At 65.6% G+C, this 20,459-nt stretch carries 13 protein-coding genes, 3 rRNA genes, 1 pseudogene and 1 riboswitch; of the genes and pseudogenes, 3 read left to right on the top strand and 14 right to left on the bottom strand.

Going from position 1 to position 20,459, the window contains the following annotated elements:
• The first annotated feature begins 116 nt into the window (after positions 1-116).
• On the top strand, positions 117-314 hold the full coding sequence (locus ACQEVG_RS13245; protein WP_360883233.1) for a DUF5999 family protein: 198 nt from the start codon (positions 117-119) through the stop codon (positions 312-314).
• An 86-nt stretch (positions 315-400) separates the two neighbouring features.
• On the opposite strand, the gene gcvP is transcribed toward ACQEVG_RS13245, so the two are convergent.
• Complete coding sequence (gcvP, locus tag ACQEVG_RS13240) at positions 401-3,286, bottom strand: aminomethyl-transferring glycine dehydrogenase (protein ID WP_432981817.1); 2,886 nt, start codon at positions 3,284-3,286, stop codon at positions 401-403.
• A gap of 176 nt (positions 3,287-3,462) precedes the next feature.
• Positions 3,463-3,560: riboswitch (glycine riboswitch) on the bottom strand.
• Between the two features lie 102 nt (positions 3,561-3,662).
• Here gcvP and ACQEVG_RS13235 point away from each other — a divergent pair.
• On the top strand, positions 3,663-4,094 hold the full coding sequence (locus tag ACQEVG_RS13235) for a PRC-barrel domain-containing protein (protein ID WP_432985327.1): 432 nt from the start codon (positions 3,663-3,665) through the stop codon (positions 4,092-4,094).
• A gap of 29 nt (positions 4,095-4,123) precedes the next feature.
• On the opposite strand, the pseudogene ACQEVG_RS13230 reads toward ACQEVG_RS13235, so the two are convergent.
• From ACQEVG_RS13230 to ACQEVG_RS13170, 13 genes and pseudogenes are all read right to left on the bottom strand, one after another.
• Positions 4,124-5,485: pseudogene (locus tag ACQEVG_RS13230) on the bottom strand (DNA polymerase IV); the annotation flags it as partial.
• 61 nt (positions 5,486-5,546) lie between these two features.
• On the bottom strand, positions 5,547-6,143 hold the full coding sequence (locus tag ACQEVG_RS13225; protein WP_432981814.1) for a MerR family transcriptional regulator: 597 nt from the start codon (positions 6,141-6,143) through the stop codon (positions 5,547-5,549).
• 167 nt (positions 6,144-6,310) lie between these two features.
• On the bottom strand, positions 6,311-6,784 hold the full coding sequence (locus ACQEVG_RS13220) for a bifunctional nuclease family protein (protein ID WP_006123076.1): 474 nt from the start codon (positions 6,782-6,784) through the stop codon (positions 6,311-6,313).
• A gap of 53 nt (positions 6,785-6,837) precedes the next feature.
• A complete protein-coding gene (gene ftsR, locus ACQEVG_RS13215) occupies positions 6,838-7,581 on the bottom strand; it encodes a transcriptional regulator FtsR (protein ID WP_432981809.1) in 744 nt (247 codons plus the stop codon).
• A gap of 43 nt (positions 7,582-7,624) precedes the next feature.
• Complete coding sequence (locus ACQEVG_RS13210; RefSeq protein ID WP_432985324.1) at positions 7,625-8,506, bottom strand: FHA domain-containing protein; 882 nt, start codon at positions 8,504-8,506, stop codon at positions 7,625-7,627.
• Between the two features lie 148 nt (positions 8,507-8,654).
• Positions 8,655-9,488 (bottom strand): DUF881 domain-containing protein, encoded by an 834-nt coding sequence (locus ACQEVG_RS13205; RefSeq protein ID WP_432981806.1) that lies wholly within the window; start codon positions 9,486-9,488, stop codon positions 8,655-8,657.
• A gap of 20 nt (positions 9,489-9,508) precedes the next feature.
• Positions 9,509-9,841: a small basic family protein gene (locus ACQEVG_RS13200; RefSeq protein ID WP_003970459.1), complete on the bottom strand. Its 333-nt coding sequence runs from the start codon at positions 9,839-9,841 to the stop codon at positions 9,509-9,511.
• Positions 9,838-10,767 carry a DUF881 domain-containing protein gene (locus ACQEVG_RS13195; protein WP_432981802.1) on the bottom strand — a complete coding sequence of 310 codons (930 nt, stop codon included), beginning with the start codon at positions 10,765-10,767 and terminating at the stop codon, positions 9,838-9,840. The genes ACQEVG_RS13200 and ACQEVG_RS13195 overlap by 4 nt, the downstream gene beginning before the upstream one ends.
• Before the next feature lie 97 nt (positions 10,768-10,864).
• Positions 10,865-13,360 carry a sugar phosphate nucleotidyltransferase gene (locus tag ACQEVG_RS13190; protein WP_432981799.1) on the bottom strand — a complete coding sequence of 832 codons (2,496 nt, stop codon included), beginning with the start codon at positions 13,358-13,360 and terminating at the stop codon, positions 10,865-10,867.
• Between the two features lie 111 nt (positions 13,361-13,471).
• Positions 13,472-14,080 (bottom strand): CDP-alcohol phosphatidyltransferase family protein, encoded by a 609-nt coding sequence (locus ACQEVG_RS13185; protein ID WP_432981796.1) that lies wholly within the window; start codon positions 14,078-14,080, stop codon positions 13,472-13,474.
• 142 nt (positions 14,081-14,222) lie between these two features.
• Positions 14,223-14,339, bottom strand: a 5S ribosomal RNA gene (rrf, locus tag ACQEVG_RS13180).
• A gap of 81 nt (positions 14,340-14,420) precedes the next feature.
• Positions 14,421-17,544 (bottom strand): 23S ribosomal RNA (locus ACQEVG_RS13175).
• A 304-nt stretch (positions 17,545-17,848) separates the two neighbouring features.
• Positions 17,849-19,374, bottom strand: a 16S ribosomal RNA gene (locus ACQEVG_RS13170).
• Together the 16S, 23S and 5S rRNA genes form the textbook arrangement of a ribosomal RNA operon.
• A 574-nt stretch (positions 19,375-19,948) precedes the next feature.
• On the opposite strand from ACQEVG_RS13170, the gene ACQEVG_RS13165 reads away from it, so the two are divergent.
• A complete protein-coding gene (locus ACQEVG_RS13165) occupies positions 19,949-20,404 on the top strand; it encodes a PTS sugar transporter subunit IIA (RefSeq protein WP_432981793.1) in 456 nt (151 codons plus the stop codon).
• The last annotated feature ends 55 nt before the right edge of the window (positions 20,405-20,459 follow it).

The following is a 20,459-nucleotide window of genomic DNA, read 5'->3' as shown; positions in this document are numbered from 1 at the left end:
TGCGGATTGGCGCCCGTGGGGCAACACTGGGATCCGACCGACAGATACGGGGGGCGGCCATGAACACCTCATCGAGCCGCAGGACACTCACTACACCGCAGCGAAAGAACCCACCCATGTGCCAGCACCAGCCAGCCTGCCCGACATCCGACTCACCCGATCGGGAAGCGGCGCGCCTCATGGCGCACCACCCGGAGCAGGGCTGGAGCCTGCTGTGCAACGGCGTCCTGCTCTTCGAGGACACCGGCGAGCTGCTGCCGGACGGGCAGATCATCGCGCCGCACCGGCCGCGCGAGGTGATGACGGCCGCCTAGGTCCGTCACGTACGACAAGGGGCCGGCCCGGAGACTGAATCTCCGCACCGGCCCCCACGCATGCGCGCCGCCGTCGGCCGAGACTGTCAGCCCTCGTACTCGTCCATCGGCGGGCAGGAGCAGACGAGGTTACGGTCGCCGAACGCACCGTCGATCCGGCGCACCGGCGGCCAGTACTTGTCCGCGGCACTCACGCCTGCCGGGAAGACCGCCTCGTCGCGGCTGTAGGCATGTGCCCACTCACCGCCCAGCGCCGCCGCGGTGTGCGGGGCGTTGCTCAGCGGATTGTCCTGCGCGGGCCACTCGCCGGACGCGACCTTCTCGATCTCGCCGCGGATCGCGATCATCGCGTCACAGAAGCGGTCGATCTCGTTCAGGTCCTCGCTCTCGGTGGGCTCGATCATCAGCGTGCCGGCCACCGGGAAGGACATCGTCGGCGCGTGGAAGCCGTAGTCGATCAGACGCTTGGCGATGTCGTCGACGCTGACGCCGGCCGCCTTCGAAATCGGCCGGAGATCGACGATGCACTCGTGCGCGACCAGACCGGCCGGGCCGGTGTAGAGCACCGGGTAGTGCGGCTCCAGGCGCTTGGCGATGTAGTTGGCCGCGAGTACGGCGACCTGTGTCGCACGCTTGAGGCCCTCGCCACCCATGAGACGTACGTACGCCCAGGAGATCGGCAGGATACCCGCCGAGCCCCACGGTGCGGCCGAGATCGGTCCCACGCCCGTCTCGGGCCCCGCGGTCGGCTGGAGCGGGTGGTTCGGGAGGAACGGGGCGAGGTGCGCCCGTACGCCCACCGGACCGACGCCGGGGCCGCCGCCGCCGTGCGGGATGCAGAAGGTCTTGTGCAGGTTGAGATGTGAGACGTCGCCGCCGAACCTGCCGGGCCTGGCGAGGCCCACCAGCGCGTTGAGGTTGGCGCCGTCGACGTACACCTGGCCGCCGGCGTCGTGCACCTGGGCGCAGATGTCGGCGACGTGCTCCTCGAACACACCGTGCGTGGACGGGTAGGTGATCATCAGGACCGAGAGCTCGTCGCGGTACTGCTCGATCTTGGCGCGCAGGTCCTCGGCGTCGACCTCGCCGTCGTCGGCGGTCTTGACCACGACGACCTTCATACCGGCCATCACGGCGCTGGCGGCGTTGGTGCCGTGCGCCGAGGACGGGATGAGACAGACGGTGCGCTGGGTGTCGCCGTTGGCGCGGTGGTACGCGCGCACGGCGAGCAGGCCGGCGAGCTCGCCCTGCGAGCCGGCGTTGGGCTGGATGGACACCGCGTCGTACCCGGTGACCTCGGCCAGGCGTTCCTCCAGCTCATGGATGAGCGTGAGGTACCCCTCGGCCTGCTCGACCGGCGCAAAGGGATGGATCTGTCCGAACTCCGGCCAGGTGACCGGCTCCATCTCGGTGGTCGCGTTCAGCTTCATCGTGCAGGAGCCGAGCGGGATCATGCCGCGGTCCAGCGCGTAGTCCCGGTCGGCCAGCCTGCGCAGATAGCGCAGCATCGCCGTCTCGGAACGGTGCTGGTGGAAGACCGGATGCGTGAGGTAGTCGTCGGTCCGCAGCAGCGACTCGGGCAGCGGGTCCGCGGTCGCCGCGTCCAGCGTCTCGATGTCACCCTCGACGCCGAAGGCTGCCCATACGGCGGTCAGTTGCGTACGTCCCGTGGTCTCGTCGCAGGCGATGGAGACGGTGTCGGCGTCGACGAGATGGAGGTTGACCCCGCCCTCGCGGGCGGCGGCGACCACCTCGGCGCCCTTGGCGGGCACCCGGGCGGTCAGCGTGTCGAAGTACGACCCGTGCACGACCTCCACGCCACCGGCCCGCAGGCCCGCGGCGAGCAGGCTCGCGTACCGGTGGGTGCGCTGCGCGATCGAGCGCAGGCCCTCGGGGCCGTGGTAGACGGCGTACATCCCCGCCATGACGGCGAGCAGCACCTGGGCGGTGCAGATGTTGCTGGTGGCCTTCTCCCGGCGGATGTGCTGCTCACGGGTCTGCAGCGCGAGCCGGTACGCCTTGTTGCCGTCGGCGTCGACGGAGACACCCACCAGTCGGCCGGGCAGGCTGCGCGCGAACTTCTCGCGTACGGCCATGTAACCGGCGTGCGGGCCGCCGAAGCCCATCGGGACGCCGAAGCGCTGCGTGGTGCCCACGGCGATGTCGGCGCCCAGCTCGCCCGGCGAGGTGAGCAGGGTCAGCGCCAGCAGATCGGCGGCCACGGTGACGATCGCGCCGAGCTCGTGCGCCTGCTCGATGAGGGGCTTGATGTCGCGTACGGCACCGGACGCGCCCGGGTACTGGAGCAGCACACCGAAGACGCCGCGCTCGGCGATCTCGGCCGGGATGCCTTCGCTCAGGTCGGCGGTGACGACCTCGACGCCGGTCGGTTCGGCACGGGTCTCTATCACCGCGATGGTCTGCGGCAGGGCGTCGGCGTCGACCAGGAAGACGCCGTTCTTGACCTTGCCGACCCGGCGGGCGAGCGACATGGCCTCGGCGGCGGCGGTGCTCTCGTCGAGCAGTGAGGCGCCGGAGGTGGGCAGCCCGGTCAGGTCGGCGACCATCGTCTGGAAGTTGAGCAGCGCCTCGAGCCGGCCCTGGGAGATCTCCGGCTGGTAGGGCGTGTACGCGGTGTACCAGGCCGGGTTCTCCATGACGTTGCGCAGAATGACCGGCGGCGTGAAGGTGCCGTAGTAGCCGAGGCCGATCATCGGCGCGAGCACCTGATTGCGGTCGGCAAGAGTGCGCAGCTCGGCGAGGACGTCGGCCTCGGTGCGCGCGTCCGGGAGGTTCAGCGCCTCCGCGCTCTTGATCACATCAGGCACCGCGGCGGCGGTCAGCTCGTCGAGCGAGCCGTACCCGACGTGTGCCAGCATCTTGGCCTGGGCCCCGGCGTCCGGCCCGATGTGGCGCTGCTCGAAGGGGGTGCCGCGCTCAAGCTGGGAGAGCGGAATGCGGTTGGCGGTCATTAAGGAGGCCTCCTGGTCTGACGCGACCTACGAGGGGCATCCGGCGCGGATGCCCGGACGGCCTCCCCCTCTGTCATCTCAACCTGAGAGCTTCACCGGCGCGCACGAGGCGCCCCGGCTTTCACCGTCGGTGAGAGCGGTTGCCGTCCGACACCCGCCCTGCTTTCCAGAGTGACCTCGTCCGTGCGGTACGGGGGCCTGAGAGATTCCGGGGAGGATTTGCTCCTTCGGCGCCAGCCGGTACGTCACCGGTGGACTCTCCCGCACAGGGTCAGCAGCCGCTTGCCAGGGTACCAGCGCGCCCCCTCGTCGATCGCTCAAGTGGCCGACGCCCCCGATGTGCACTTTTGTAGTATTTAATCAGCAGTTGCGACCAATTGGAGGGACCGTGCAGACCGACATCGATCCGCGCAGCCTGATCGGCCGCAAGGCGTTCGACCGCAACGGCACCAAGATCGGGACTGTGGACGAGGTGTATCTGGACGACGCCACGGGTGTCCCCGAGTGGGCGGCTGTGCGCACCGGCCTGTTCAGCCGGGACGCCTTCGTCCCGCTGGAGCCGAGCAAGGTCGTCGACGACACCCTGCACGTCCCGTACGAGCGCTCGCTGATCAAGGACGCACCGGACTTCGGAGTCGGCCGTCATCTCTCCCCCGAGCAGGAGCTGCAGCTCTACCACCACTACGGCCTCGAGCTCTCCGCGCCGCCCGAGACGCCGGCACCCTCCTCAGGTCCCGCACCCCCCTCGGGTCCCCCGCCCTCCTCGGACGACACCTCCTTCGGCCGTGTGGCCGGCCAGGAGGACTGACCCGGCTCCGGCCCGGACGGGGGCAGCGGCACCAGCGGCAGCGGATCGGACAATTCCAGGTCCGGATCGTCCACCCGGAAGGTGCGTACGCGACCGGGCGGCGACCCAGGCTCCTCGAACCGCACGGTGACCCGGCCGACGCCGCTGCCCTGCACCCATCCCGCCCCGTATTCGGCGTGCCGTACGTCGTACCCGGCTGCCCAGCGCCGCTCCGAGGGCACCTCCGGCTCCGTCCCGGCCGCCTCCTCTGCCTCCTGCGCCCCCTGTTCGGCCTCCGCCGCCGCTTCCTCGGGAACGGCTTCAGCCTGCTCGTCGGCGGCGGCGGCCTGAGCGAACAGATCCTCCTGGGTGTAGTCCGCGAGCCCGCTCACGCCGACCCCGAGCAGCCGCACCCCGCCCGTGGTGTCCACGGCCTCCAGCAGCCGCCCCGCGGCCTCCCGCACCACCGCGGGGTCGTCCGTCGGCCCGCGCAGCGTCTCCGAGCGCGTCAGCGTCGAGAAGTCGTACCGCCGCACCTTCAGCACGATCGTCCGCCCCGAGTGCCCGGACGCCCGCAGCCGCCGCACGCACCGGTCAGCGAGCCTGTCCACCTCGGTCCGCACCCGCACCCGGTCGTGCAGATCCACGTCGAAGGTGTCCTCGACCGACACCGACTTCGTGTCCCGCTCGGCCACCACCGGCCGGTCGTCGTACCCCCTGGCCATCCGGAACAGCGAGGTCCCGTGCGCCTTGCCCAGCAGCCGTACGAGCTCGTCCTCGCCGGCCTCCGCCAGATCGGCGACCGTGGTCATACCGGCCCGCCGCAGATGTTCCCCGGTCGCCGGTCCGACGCCTGGCAGCGTGCGTACGGACATGGGCCCGAGCAGGTCTCGTTCCGTACCGGGCACTATGAGCACCAAGCCATCGGGTTTCGCCTGCTCGGAGGCGATTTTGGCGAGCATCTTGGATCCCGCGAGACCGACGGAACCGGTCAGCCCGGTGACCGCGCGGATGTCGGCCCGCAGCCGCTCGCCGGTCGCACGGGCCGACGAGGCGTCGTCCGCCGCGCCACCCGCCTCCAGGTCGACAAAGGCCTCGTCCAGGCTCAGCGGCTCCACCAGCGGCGAAAGACGCTGCAGCAGCCCCATCACCTGCTCGCTCACCGTGCGGTAGAGGGAGAAGCGCGGCACCAGATACGCGGCATTCGGCGCCAGACGTCTGGCCTGCGCCATCGGCATCGCCGAGTGCACCCCGAACCGCCTGGCCTCGTACGACGCGGTGGCGACGACTCCGCGCGGCCCGAGCCCGCCGACGACCACCGGCTTTCCGCGCAGACTCGGCTTCGCCGCCTGTTCGGCGGCGGCGAAGAAGGCATCCATGTCCAGATGCAGAATCGTCGGCGTCGTTCTCACAACTTTGATGTTGCCCTACGCCACTGACAATGGCGCCGGGAGCCGGCAGCGCTCGCAGCGCTCAGACGGCCCGGTCGCGTCTGCGCCTGGCCAGCTCGTCCGCGGGGTTGTTCCCGACCAGGGTCTCGCCGGTGTCGATCCGCTCGCCGTGCAGCTGCGACAGCGCCGCCTCGACATCCCGCCAGACCACCCCGACGGCGATTCCGAAGACTCCCTGCCCGCCCTGGAGCAGATCGACGACCTCGTCGGGCGAGGAGCACTCGTAGACCGTCGCGCCGTCGCTCATCAGCGTCATGCGCTCAAGGTCCATGAAGCCCCGCGCCCGCAGATGCTGCACCGCGGCACGGATGTTCTGGAGCGCGACACCGGTGTCCAGGAAACGTTTGACGATCTTGAGGACGACCACATCGCGGAAGCTGTAGAGCCGCTGGGTGCCCGATCCGTACGCGGGACGCACGCTGGGTTCGACAAGACCCGTGCGCGCCCAGTAGTCGAGCTGCCGATACGTGATGCCGGCCGCCGCACACGCGGTGGGGCCTCGGTAGCCGATCGTCTCCCTGGTGGAGTCGGCTGCGCTCTCGTGAAGCGGATACGGCCCGCTCTCCCCCAGACTCAGTCCGGGGGGACCCCCTGCCGCACCGTCGCCGCTGTTTCTCACGCCGACCTCCGTCCTTGACCTGCCATCTCGACGGTAGGCAGTCGCCCGGGGTGCGTCAACGATCGCCACACTCGGCACGCCGAGTGATAATCACCCTGAGAGTGGTTTGCCGTGCCCCCGCTCGGGGAACAGCTAGCCGGATGTGCCCATGCCGCCCGGTCGGGCGGTCACTGGCTGTTGGTGCCGAAGTCCTCGGGCGAGATCTGATCGAGGAACTCGCGGAACTTCTCCACCTCGTCCTCCTGCTCGTCCGGGATGGCGATTCCCGCGTCGTCGAGCACCCCGTCGCTGCCGTAGATCGGCGTACCCGTGCGCAGGGCAAGCGCTATGGCGTCGGACGGTCTGGCGCTCACCTCGACCCCGCTGGCGAAGACCAGCTCCGCGTAGAAGACGCCTTCTCGCAGGTCGGTGATGCGGACCTCGGTGAGCTCCTGGCCCACCGCCTCCAGCACATCCTTGAAAAGATCATGCGTCAGCGGTCTGGCCGGTGCCATGCCCTGCTGGGCGAAGGCGATCGCGGTTGCCTCCCCAGGACCGATCCAAATGGGGAGGTACCGATCGCCTCCCACTTCGCGCAGGAGCACGATCGGTTGGTTCGAGGGCATTTCGACCCGGACACCCACAACGTCGAGCTCGTTCACACAGCAACCCTAGGACGTGCCCGACCGGTTTGGGTAGTCGGGCTCCCCCATGATCAGTGCAGACGGACTCCGAGCGCCGTCTGCACAAGGGCCGCATGGAGCCGTACGGACAGGGCTGCGAGCTCCTTGGTGGTGGCCTCGGCATGTGCCCTGGTCTGCGGATTACGGTGCCGCCGCAAGGGCGCGACCAGCTGTTCCACCAGCCCGGCCTCGCGGTCGGCGGCGGCCTTCATCGCGCGCAGATGGCGTGGTTCGAGGCCGAATCGCCCAAGATCGGCGACAAGTCTGGCCACGGTCACCGACTCCGCGTCGTAACCGCCGTCCTCGTCCTCGGCCAGCAGGCCGTACGACTCCCACTCGTCGAGCTCGGCCTCGCTCACCTCGGCGGCCGCAATCAGCTCCGGCCTGCCCAATCGGGAGGCGGTTGGGCGCTCGGCGTCGGATTCGAAAGCGCCCTCGAGCAGTTCCCGCTGGGCGCCCTGCGGAGGCAGCAGCACCTGCTCGCCACGGCTCAGGGCGTCGAGATGCTCACGGATGACTTTCAGCGGAAGATAGTGGTCCCTCTGCATACGAAGTACCTGAGCCAACCGCTCCACGTCCTCGGGGCCGAACTTGCGGTACCCGGACGGCGTGCGCCGGGGCTCGACCAGCCCTTCGGCCTCCAGAAAACGGATCTTGGAGATCGTGACCTCGGGAAACTCGTCGCGCAGCTGACTGAGTACCGTACCGATGCTCATCAGCCTCTCGCCCGCGGTGGCGGTGCCGTGGCCGGCACCGCCCGTCGGTGTTCGCAGCATGAACCTTCCCTGGGGGTCCCCCCGGACGGGGTCTGGGGGAGGGTCAGATGCCCCGCTGGCTCGCGTAGAAGACCAGCCGGTACTTACCGATCTGGACCTCGTCACCGTTCGACAGGAGGACCGAGTCGATCCGCTCGCGGTTGACGTACGTACCGTTCAGGCTGCCGACGTCCGCGACGCTGAAACGGCCGTCCGCGCCCCTGCGGAACTCCACATGACGCCGCGAGACGGTCACGTCGTCGAGGAAGATGTCGCTCTGCGGATGACGGCCGGCCGTGGTCAGGTCGCCGTCCAGCAGGAAGCGGCTGCCCGAGTTCGGACCGCGGCGCACCACCAGGAGCGCCGAGCCGAGCGGCAGCGCGTCGACGGCCGCCTGGGCCTCCGGGGAGAGCGACGGAACCTGCGTCTGACCCGTCACCTCAGAGTCGTACGCCTCGAGGCCGGAAATGGAGATCGTCGAGGTCGTCTCCGACGGGCGCTCCGCCGGGGCTCCGGCCCGCAGCGGCGCGCCGCAGTTGGAGCAGAACCGGCTGGCCTCGGCGTTGCGGTGCCCGCACCTCGTACAAACCAAGGCCGACATGGACGGACCCTCCTGCTGCGGCTGCCCCGCGTGGGGATTGGTCGCATACGGGTCGGGGCTAAACCCTCCACCCGCACTTGAGGTTGATGGTTCCCCGAAACCTATGCGGCCGGTACCAGCAGGGTCAACAGACGACGCGCCCCGGCCGCCCGAATTGTCACCGCCCGGACCAGCGACCTCGTCCCGGAAGAGCGGCCGCTCCGCGCCCTGCTCCTCACCCTGGCCATGGCGCGGAGCGCGATGCCGGGCGTTGCCGCCGTCCTCGCGTGCGCTCTTGCCGAACAACTTCCCAAACAACTTCACGGGCGATTCCCCTTGACCGAAATAGACCCGCCCGTGGGGCAGGACGAACCCTCAATGATCACACCTGCCGACCCGGACATCCTCACAACGTCCGTAACCACCAGACAGTTTCCACCACGCCGCACGCTTGTCATGAGCCGACCCCCCGCAACTTCTTGCCCGGGTCTGCCGTACCCCAAGCGCTCCCGTCTCACTGCGCTGACGACCGAGCGTAGTCAGGCCGCTTCGCGGGTCGCAAGGCGTCCACGACGATCTTCTGCGAGCGCACCACCGTGGCGGTGGCCTGCTCCTTCTCCAGTGTCTGCACCACGCCGCCCGGGATGTTGAGGGCGGGCTCGAGGTCCTGCGGTTTGCCGATGACCTTGAAGCGGTAGGGAGCGGTGATCTTCTTTCCATCGACCTCGATGTCGCCGCCGGTACCCGTGAAGTACGTGTTCGCCACCACCCTGATGTCGTTCACCTGGATTGCTTCCGCGCCGGCGGCGCGCAGTTCCTGGATCGCGTCGAGCAGCATGTCCGACTCCACCGTGCCGGACGGATCCTCGACGGTGAGCGTGATCCCGGGGCCCTGCGCCGCGACCGTGCCGGCCAGGATGCCCAGCTGCTGCTCCTTCTGCACCGTCTGCTTGCGTGCCTCTTCCGCCTGGTCCGAGCTGTTCTCCAGCTCGGTGCGCTGGTTCTCCAGACGCTGCTTCTCGTCCTCCAGGCGCTTGGTGCGGTTGTCGAGCTCGTCGAGAATACGCACCAGGTCCTCCTGGCGGGCGCCGCGCAGCGCACTGTTGTCGCTGTTCGAGCGGACCTGGATGGCAAGCCCCAGGCCGAGGACGAACAGCAGCAAGGCGACGATGAGCTGGGCGCGCGTGACCCGCGGCGGCCACAGTACGGCGACCAGTCGCTGCCTGCCGGTCCGCTCAGCGGCAGCCGGCCGCTGAGCGGATTCTCGCGGGCCCGCGGGATCCGGCTGGGCAGCCGGTGGCACCGTCGCCTCCGGCTCCTCGCCCTGCGGCTTGTCTTCGCTGTTCATCGGCTCGCTGTTCATTCGCCTCACGCCCGGAACACATGCCGGCGGATCGCGGCAGCATTCGAGAAGATCCGGATGCCGAGCACGACCACCACACCCGTCGACAGCTGGGCGCCCACGCCCAACTTGTCGCCCAGGAACACGATCAGCGCTGCCACCACCACGTTCGACAGGAAGGAGACGACGAAGACCTTGTCGACGAAGATCCCGTCGAGCATGGCCCGCAAACCACCGAAGACCGCGTCCAGAGCCGCGACGACGGCGATCGGCAGATAGGGCTCGACCACCGCCGGCACCTCGGGTCGGACCAACAGTCCGACCACGACTCCGACGACGAGGCCCAGTACGGCGATCACGATGTGCCCTTCCCTGTGTCAGCCGTGCCCTGCCCGTTGCCCTTCCCGGCGTCGGCGGTCTTCGGCTCTGCTGTACGTACGATCAAGCTCGGCGCCGCCGGCAGACGCACCTTCGCCTCGGTGGAGATGCTGGTGCGGATACCGAAGTTCTCCTGCAACGCGTGCAGATACTGCCCGTCGGCACTGTCCTGGAACGCGGTGCTCAACTTCTTCCCGTCCCCCACCGCGAGCACCGTGTACGGCGGCACCAGCGGCTTGTTGTCGACCAGTATGGCGTCGCCCGCCGCGCGGATCGCCGACAGGGCGGTCAACCGCTGCCCATTGATCGCGACCGCCTCCGCGCCCGACTCCCACAGCCCATTGACGATCCGCTGCATATCGCGGTCGCGGACCCGGCCCGTGTCATTGAAGCCGCTGGTCTCGCGCGGTCCGCCGCCACCCTGTTCGGTGTCCTTCGCATCGTCGACGACAAGCTTCACGCCGGGGCCCACGACCTCGGTGGCACCGGAGAGCAGGGCGACCAGTTCCCCCTGGTCCCCGCCCAGCGTCTTGAGTGCCTTGCGCTGCCGGTCACCCACCTCGTCGCGGAGCTTGTCCACGCTCCGCTCCAGCGCATCGGCGTCCGCGGTCTCCGCGTCGATCCGGCCGATGAGCTCCTGGCGCTCCTTCGCCACGACCGGTGCCGATATCCGCGCCTGCGCGGCCCCCACGGTGACGACCAGAGCCGCCAGCACAAGACCTGCCGCGAGCCCGAGCTTGGCACGCAGCGGACGGGGAAGCCCGCCGCCCTCGGCCTCCCGGCGGGCGGTGGCCTCCGCGTAACCGTCGTCCAGGCTGTGCTCCATCACGTTCGTCAGCAGCGACATGGACGCATCGGGACGTGCGGGTGGAGAGCCGGTGCTCCGAACGGGGGGCTGCTGCGACATGCCGCACATCGTCGCACGTCGCGGGCGTTGCCGCCGAATGGCCCCACCGGTGTGCCGGAAGCCGCCCGCAGACAACTTCCGGCACACCGGTCACACGTCAGTGACCTGCGCTGTCCACGACGGCGGCCCACTCGTCGAGCAGAGCCTGGGCCGAAGCGTCGTCCGGTCCCTCTGCCCACAAATGAGTGACCGCCTCCGCGGGATCGGGCAGCACCATCACCCAGCGGCCGTCGGGCTCGACCACCCGCACGCCGTCGGTCGTGTCCACGTCCCTGTCCCCGGCCGCCTCGACGACCCGCCGCATGACGAGCCCCTTGACCGCCCAGGGCGTAGCAAGATCACGCTTCAGCACATGCGCGCGCGGGATCCGGGCGTCGATCTGGCTGAGCGTGAGCTGGGTACGGGCCACCAGCCCGACCAGCCGAACAAACGCCGCCGCGCCGTCGAAGACGCTGCTGAACTCCGGCACGATGAAGCCGCCCCGGCCGTCACCGCCGAAGATCGTCGTCTCCTCGCGCGCCACCCGGGTCAGATCGTCCGGCGACGTGGTCGTCCACTCCACCTGCGTGCCGTGGTACGCGGCCACCTGCTCGGCGATACGCGTGGTCGTCACGGGCAGCGCCACTCGCCCGCTGCGACGCTCGGCCGCGACCAGGTCGAGGAGCACCAGCAGCGCGCGATCGTCCTCGACGATCCGGCCCCGCTCGTCGACCAGGGAGAGCCGCTCGCCCACGGGGTCGAAGCGCACTCCGAAGGCCGCCCGCGCCGAGGCAACGATCTCGCCGAGCCGCACCAGACCGGACCGGCGTGTGTCGGCCGACTCGGTCGGTCTCGACTCGTCAAGCCCGGGGTTGATCGTGAGAGCGTCCACCCCGAGCCGTCCGAGCAGGCTGGGGAGCACAAGCCCGGCGCTGCCGTTTGACGCGTCGATGACGATCTTCATGCCCGACTCGGCGACCCCGGAGGTGTCGACGTTGCGCAGCAGAGATCCGGTGTACGAGTCGAACACGCTGGAGGGGAAGTGCAGATCCCCGATCTCGCCCGGGAACGCCCGCCGGTATTCCTGGCGCGCGTACACGCGGTCGAGCTTGCGCTGCCCGGCCTGCGAGAGATCCGCCCCGCGCTCGTCGAAGAACATGATGTCGACGGAGTCCGGCACACCGGGAGACGTACGGATCATGATGCCGCCGGCGCTGCCTCGTGCGGTCTGCTGCCGCGCGACGGGCAGCGGCACATTCTCCAGATCCCGTACGTCGATGGCGCTGGTCTGCAGCGCCGAGATGACGGCCCGCTTGAGCGCACGCGCGCCGCGGGAGTGGTCACGGGCCGTCGTGACCGTGGCCCCCTTCTTGAGGGTGGTGGCGTACGCGCCGGCCAGCCGCACCGCAAGCTCCGGCGTGATCTCGACATTGAGGATCCCGGTCACGCCGCGGGCGCCGAAGAGATGCGCCTGGCCCCGCGACTCCCAGATGACCGAGGTGTTGACGAAGGCGCCGGCCTCGATGGTCTTGAAGGGGTAGACCCGCACATTGCCCTGGATGATCGATTCTTCGCCCACGAGGCACTCGTCACCGATCACGGCGCCGTCCTCGATGCGCGCGGCCCGCATGATGTCGGTGTTCTTGCCGATCACACAGCCACGGAGATTGCAGTGCTCTCCGATGTAGACGTTGTCGTGGATGACGGCCTTGTGGAGAAAGGCGCCGCTCTTGACGACCACGTTGGAGCCGACGACGGTGTGCTCGCGGATCTCGGCACCGGCTTCGATCTTTGCGTAGTCCCCGATGTAGAGCGGACCTCGCAGCACGGCGTCCGGATGGACCTCCGCGCCTTCGGCGACCCACACACCAGGAGAGATCTCGAAGCCGTCGAGTTCGACATCGACCTTGCCCTCCAGGACATCGGCCTGGGCCTTCACATAGCTCTCGTGCGTGCCGACGTCCTCCCAGTAGCCCTCCGCGATATAGCCGTAGATCGGCTTGCCTTCCTTCATGAGCTGCGGGAAGACATCTCCGGACCAGTCCACCGGGACATCGGCCTCGACATAGTCGAATACCTCGGGCTCCATCACATAGATGCCCGTATTCACCGTGTCCGAGAAGACCTGGCCCCAGGTCGGCTTCTCCAGAAAGCGCTCGACCTTACCGTGTTCGTCCACGATGGTGATGCCGAATTCCAGCGGATTCGGCACCCTGGTCAGGCATACCGTGACCAGTGCGCCCTTCTCCTTGTGGAAGGAAATCAGATCGGTGAGGTCGAAGTCGGTGAGCGCATCACCGGAGATGACCAGAAATGCGTCGTCCTTCAGCGCTTCCTCGGCGTTCTTCACGCTCCCCGCTGTGCCGAGTGGCTTCTCCTCGTTGGCATAGGTGAGCTCCATCCCGAGCTCTTCGCCGTCTCCGAAGTAGTTTCTGACCAGTGAGGCGAGAAACTGCACGGTTACGACGGTCTCATTGAGTCCATGCCGCTTGAGCAGCCGCAGCACATGCTCCATGATCGGTCGGTTGGCCACCGGCAGGAGCGGCTTGGGCATGCTCGAAGTCATGGGGCGAAGTCGGGTTCCTTCGCCACCGGCCATCACGACGGCCTTCATGTCGGAAGCGTCCTCCTTGAAGAGACGACGGTCCAGCCGACTTCACCCGTCCAAAGAGGCCCTCTGGCGTCATGCGCGCCTGCAACTCCGCAGGGCGCCGCATCGACGAGGTCAATCGGCCGCTGCATCCGCCTTGACGAGTCGGCGGACCTGGACCACGTAGAGGATCCCTGCCCACCAATAGAGAGTTGTACCCCATCCCGCGAACGCCCATCCGAAAATAGCAGCCAGTGACCCAAGCCACCCACTTGAGTCACTGAGGAGGAGCAGCGGGAAGGCATACATCAGGTTGAAGGTGGCCGCCTTGCCCAGGAAGTTCACCTGCGGCGGCGGATAGCCGTGCCGACGGAGGATTCCCACCATCACCAGCAGCATCAGCTCCCGGGCCAATAGGGCCGCGGTGAGCCAGATGGGCAGAATCTCCCGCCAGGTCAGCCCGACAAGGGTGGAGAGGATGTACAGACGGTCGGCGGCGGGGTCCAGAAGCCGCCCGAGACGGCTGATCTGGTTCCAGCGCCGGGCAAGCTTGCCGTCGAGATAGTCACTGACGCCGCTCAGCATCAGCACGAGCAATGCCCAGCCATCGCTCTTGGGCCCCCCGAACTCGGGGCGGAGAATCAGCCACAGGAAGAGCGGCACACCGGCCAGGCGCGCCATGCTGAGGATGTTGGGGATGGTGAGTACCCGGTCCGTCTGAACGCGGGTCTCCTGGACCTCCACCCGAGGGCCTCCTGTGTGGAACGTGCCAACGATGCCTCCTGACCCTACCCTCAGCCATCGTCGGCGCATGCACAGGGGTAGAACCCGTCCTGAACGCAGAAAAGCCCCGCACCAGAAGGTGCGGGGCTTCCCCACAATAATTGTTCGGCGGCGTCCTACTCTCCCACAGGGTCCCCCCTGCAGTACCATCGGCGCTGAAAGGCTTAGCTTCCGGGTTCGGAATGTAACCGGGCGTTTCCCTAACGCAATGACCACCGAAACTCTATGAAAATAGTGAACTCCAGCCGGCCAAAAGGGCGAGTTCGTTACTTCAGAACATACACAGTGGACGCGAGCAACTGAGGACAAGCCCTCGGCCTATTAGTACCAGTCAGCTCCACCCCTTACAGGGCTTCCACATCTGGCCTATCAACCCAGTCGTCTACTGGGAGCCTTAACCCCTCAAAGGGGGTGGGAGTCCTCATCTCGAAGCAGGCTTCCCGCTTAGATGCTTTCAGCGGTTATCCTTTCCGAACGTAGCCAACCAGCCATGCCCTTGGCAGGACAACTGGCACACCAGAGGTTCGTCCGTCCCGGTCCTCTCGTACTAGGGACAGCCCTTCTCAAGACTCCTACGCGCACAGCGGATAGGGACCGAACTGTCTCACGACGTTCTAAACCCAGCTCGCGTACCGCTTTAATGGGCGAACAGCCCAACCCTTGGGACCGACTCCAGCCCCAGGATGCGACGAGCCGACATCGAGGTGCCAAACCATCCCGTCGATATGGACTCTTGGGGAAGATCAGCCTGTTATCCCCGGGGTACCTTTTATCCGTTGAGCGACGGCGCTTCCACAAGCCACCGCCGGATCACTAGTCCCGACTTTCGTCCCTGCTCGACCCGTCGGTCTCACAGTCAAGCTCCCTTGTGCACTTACACTCAACACCTGATTGCCAACCAGGCTGAGGGAACCTTTGGGCGCCTCCGTTACCCTTTGGGAGGCAACCGCCCCAGTTAAACTACCCATCAGACACTGTCCCTGATCCGGATCACGGACCCAGGTTAGACATCCAGCACGACCAGAGTGGTATTTCAACGACGACTCCACCTGAACTGGCGTCCAAGCTTCACAGTCTCCCACCTATCCTACACAAGCCGAACCGAACACCAATATCAAACTGTAGTAAAGGTCCCGGGGTCTTTCCGTCCTGCTGCGCGAAACGAGCATCTTTACTCGTAGTGCAATTTCACCGGGCCTATGGTTGAGACAGTCGAGAAGTCGTTACGCCATTCGTGCAGGTCGGAACTTACCCGACAAGGAATTTCGCTACCTTAGGATGGTTATAGTTACCACCGCCGTTTACTGGCGCTTAAGTTCTCAGCTTCGCCACACCGAAATGTGACTAACCGGTCCCCTTAACGTTCCAGCACCGGGCAGGCGTCAGTCCGTATACATCGCCTTACGGCTTCGCACGGACCTGTGTTTTTAGTAAACAGTCGCTTCTCGCTGGTCTCTGCGGCCACCCCCAGCTCACCGAGTAAACCGGATCACCAGTGATGGCCCCCCTTCTCCCGAAGTTACGGGGGCATTTTGCCGAGTTCCTTAACCATAGTTCACCCGAACGCCTCGGTATTCTCTACCTGACCACCTGAGTCGGTTTAGGGTACGGGCCGCCATGAAACTCGCTAGAGGCTTTTCTCGACAGCATAGGATCATCCACTTCACCACAATCGGCTCGGCATCAGGTCTCAGACTATGTGCAGGGCGGATTTGCCTACCCTGCGTCCTACACCCTTACCCCGGGACAACCACCGCCCGGGCTGGACTACCTTCCTGCGTCACCCCATCGCTTACCTACCACCACCTTGGACCGGCGGCTCCACCACTCCCCTTCACCCGAAGGCTCCAGGACGGCTTCACGGCCTTAGCATTAATGGGCTCGATACTGGGCGTTTCAAAGCGGGTACCGGAATATCAACCGGTTGTCCATCGACTACGCCTGTCGGCCTCGCCTTAGGTCCCGACTTACCCTGGGCAGATCAGCTTGACCCAGGAACCCTTAGTCAATCGGCGCACACGTTTCTCACGTGTGTATCGCTACTCATGCCTGCATTCTCACTCGTGAACCGTCCACAACTCGCTTCCGCGGCTGCTTCACCCGGCACACGACGCTCCCCTACCCATCCCAGCGGGCGTTGGCCCTCATGCTGGAATGACACGACTTCGGCGGTACGCTTGAGCCCCGCTACATTGTCGGCGCGGAATCACTTGACCAGTGAGCTATTACGCACTCTTTCAAGGGTGGCTGCTTCTAAGCCAACCTCCTGGTTGTCTCTGCGACTCCACATCCTTTCCCACTTAGCGTACGCTTAGGGGCCTTAGTCGATGCTCTGGGCTGTTTCCCTCTCGACCATGGAGCTTATCCCCCACAGTCTCACTGCCGCGCTCTCACTTACCGGCATTCGGAGTTTGGCTAAGGTCAGTAACCCGGTAGGGCCCATCGCCTATCCAGTGCTCTACCTCCGGCAAGAAACACACGACGCTGCACCTAAATGCATTTCGGGGAGAACCAGCTATCACGGAGTTTGATTGGCCTTTCACCCCTAACCACAGGTCATCCCCCAGGTTTTCAACCCTGGTGGGTTCGGTCCTCCACGAAGTCTTACCTCCGCTTCAACCTGCCCATGGCTAGATCACTCCGCTTCGGGTCTTGAGCGCGCTACTGTACCGCCCTGTTCGGACTCGCTTTCGCTACGGCTTCCCCACACGGGTTAACCTCGCAACACACCGCAAACTCGCAGGCTCATTCTTCAAAAGGCACGCAGTCACGACTGTTGCTCCGAAGAACAACAGCGACGCTCCCACGGCTTGTAGGCACACGGTTTCAGGTACTATTTCACTCCGCTCCCGCGGTACTTTTCACCATTCCCTCACGGTACTATCCGCTATCGGTCACCAGGGAATATTTAGGCTTAACGGGTGGTCCCGCCAGATTCACACGGGATTTCTCGGGCCCCGTGCTACTTGGGTGTCTCTCAAACGAGCCGCATAGATTTCAGCTACGGGGGTCTTACCCTCTACGCCGGACCTTTCGCATGTCCTTCGCCTACCTATACGGTTTCTGACTCGTCTCACAGCCGGCAGACCGTGAAAGAGAGATCCCACAACCCCGCATGCGCAACCCCTGCCGGGTATCACACGCATACGGTTTGGCCTCATCCGGTTTCGCTCGCCACTACTCCCGGAATCACGGTTGTTTTCTCTTCCTGAGGGTACTGAGATGTTTCACTTCCCCTCGTTCCCTCCACACTGCCTATGTGTTCAGCAGCGGGTGACAGCCCATGACGACTGCCGGGTTTCCCCATTCGGAAACCCCCGGATCAAAGCCTGGTTGACGGCTCCCCGGGGACTATCGTGGCCTCCCACGTCCTTCATCGGTTCCTGGTGCCAAGGCATCCACCGTGCGCCCTTAAAAACTTGGCCACAGATGCTCGCGTCCACTGTGCAGTTCTCAAGCAACGACCAGCCACCCACCACCCCCGCCCTGAGGCAGAGTTCACTGGGGCCGGCATCACGAAGATAGGGACCGCAGTCCGTACCCTCAGACACCCAACAGCGCGCCCGGCACGATCCCCTGACTCTCACGTTCCACGCCGAAGCAGTACTAGTGAAGCCCTGAAACCGTGCCGAATAGTCAACGTTCCACCCATGAGCAACCAGCACCGGACACTCGCCGGTGTTCTGGCCCCTGACCAGGCCCGAAGACCTGGTGAGAAGTGCTCCTTAGAAAGGAGGTGATCCAGCCGCACCTTCCGGTACGGCTACCTTGTTACGACTTCGTCCCAATCGCCAGTCCCACCTTCGACAGCTCCCTCCCACAAGGGGTTGGGCCACCGGCTTCGGGTGTTACCGACTTTCGTGACGTGACGGGCGGTGTGTACAAGGCCCGGGAACGTATTCACCGCAGCAATGCTGATCTGCGATTACTAGCAACTCCGACTTCATGGGGTCGAGTTGCAGACCCCAATCCGAACTGAGACCGGCTTTTTGAGATTCGCTCCGCCTCGCGGCATCGCAGCTCATTGTACCGGCCATTGTAGCACGTGTGCAGCCCAAGACATAAGGGGCATGATGACTTGACGTCGTCCCCACCTTCCTCCGAGTTGACCCCGGCAGTCTCCTGTGAGTCCCCATCACCCCGAAGGGCATGCTGGCAACACAGAACAAGGGTTGCGCTCGTTGCGGGACTTAACCCAACATCTCACGACACGAGCTGACGACAGCCATGCACCACCTGTATACCGACCACAAGGGGGGCACTATCTCTAATGCTTTCCGGTATATGTCAAGCCTTGGTAAGGTTCTTCGCGTTGCGTCGAATTAAGCCACATGCTCCGCTGCTTGTGCGGGCCCCCGTCAATTCCTTTGAGTTTTAGCCTTGCGGCCGTACTCCCCAGGCGGGGAACTTAATGCGTTAGCTGCGGCACCGACGACGTGGAATGTCGCCAACACCTAGTTCCCAACGTTTACGGCGTGGACTACCAGGGTATCTAATCCTGTTCGCTCCCCACGCTTTCGCTCCTCAGCGTCAGTAATGGCCCAGAGATCCGCCTTCGCCACCGGTGTTCCTCCTGATATCTGCGCATTTCACCGCTACACCAGGAATTCCGATCTCCCCTACCACACTCTAGCTAGCCCGTATCGACTGCAGACCCGGGGTTAAGCCCCGGGCTTTCACAACCGACGTGACAAGCCGCCTACGAGCTCTTTACGCCCAATAATTCCGGACAACGCTTGCGCCCTACGTATTACCGCGGCTGCTGGCACGTAGTTAGCCGGCGCTTCTTCTGCAGGTACCGTCACTTTCGCTTCTTCCCTGCTGAAAGAGGTTTACAACCCGAAGGCCGTCATCCCTCACGCGGCGTCGCTGCATCAGGCTTTCGCCCATTGTGCAATATTCCCCACTGCTGCCTCCCGTAGGAGTCTGGGCCGTGTCTCAGTCCCAGTGTGGCCGGTCGCCCTCTCAGGCCGGCTACCCGTCGTCGCCTTGGTAGGCCATCACCCCACCAACAAGCTGATAGGCCGCGGGCTCATCCTTCACCGCCGGAGCTTTCAACCCCCCGAGATGCCTCGGAAGGTGATATCCGGTATTAGACCCCGTTTCCAGGGCTTGTCCCAGAGTGAAGGGCAGATTGCCCACGTGTTACTCACCCGTTCGCCACTAATCCACCCCGAAGGGCTTCATCGTTCGACTTGCATGTGTTAAGCACGCCGCCAGCGTTCGTCCTGAGCCAGGATCAAACTCTCCATGAATGTTTTCCCGTCATCGGGATGAACACCACAAGAGCGGAACAACCAGTCGGAATAAGACCGGCCGTTCACAGCGTCCTCGCTGTGTCAATGCCTACCCGCCACACAGGCCGGTAGGACTTTCAAAGGAACCTCGAACCTGCCGAAACAGGCCGGGGTATCAACATATCTGGCGTTGACTTTTGGCACGCTGTTGAGTTCTCAAGGAACGGACGCTTCCTTCAGACCCTTTTCATCGGGCCCTCCGGGCGCTTCCCTTCGGTGTTTCCAAACTCTATCAGGCCTTTTCGCTCCTCCTGACCACCGCCCTGCGAGCATGCAGAGGTGTAGACCAGTTAGGATCTCGGCTTGATGGGCGCTGCCGACCCTCGACTCAATGTCGCGTTGGGGCCAGGCAGGGGTACGACAGTACCTGGCGCCGGGAGTTGAGGCAAATCGTTTCCGGTGCACCCCTAGGTCCGCCAACTGGTAACTGTCGTGCGGAACTGGGACATCTCATGATTTACCCTTCTGAACAGCGCGCCGTCCGGGTCTGACAGCGACGGCGACTCACGAAGCTCCACCCCTGGGAGGCTCCATGACCACGACCACAGTCACGTCCCCTCTTCCTGGACGTGCCATCGGACTCGCGGCCGTGCCGGACCCGGTGTTCTCCGGTGCGATGGTCGGTCCCGGCACCGCTATTGATCCCGTCCGTGAGGCGCAGGAGGCCGTCGCCCCCGTTGATGGCGTCATCGTTTCCCTGCACCCGCACGCCTTCGTCGTCGTCGACGGTCAAGGGCGCGGTGTGCTGACGCACCTCGGTATCGACACCGTTCAGCTCAATGGCCAGGGCTTCGAGCTTCTCGTCAACAAGGGCGACACGGTTCAGCGGGGACAGGCCGTGGTCCGCTGGAACCCGTCGGACGTCGAGATCGCCGGCAAGTCCCCCATCTGCCCGATCGTGGCACTCGAGGCCACGGCCGACTCCCTCTCCGGCGTCCGTGAGGACGGCGACGTGAAGGCCGGCGACGAGCTCTTCAGCTGGCAGTGACGCCGACGCCGCTGTGGCGGCGAGTGGGACATCCATCGCGGCGGCACGGGCCGTC

It is taken from the genome of Streptomyces sp. CA-135486, from assembly GCF_050936555.1.
Classification (GTDB): Bacteria; Actinomycetota; Actinomycetes; order Streptomycetales; family Streptomycetaceae; genus Streptomyces.
Note: the sequence above shows the minus strand (reverse complement) of the source record. Positions and strands in the feature narration are given on the sequence as shown.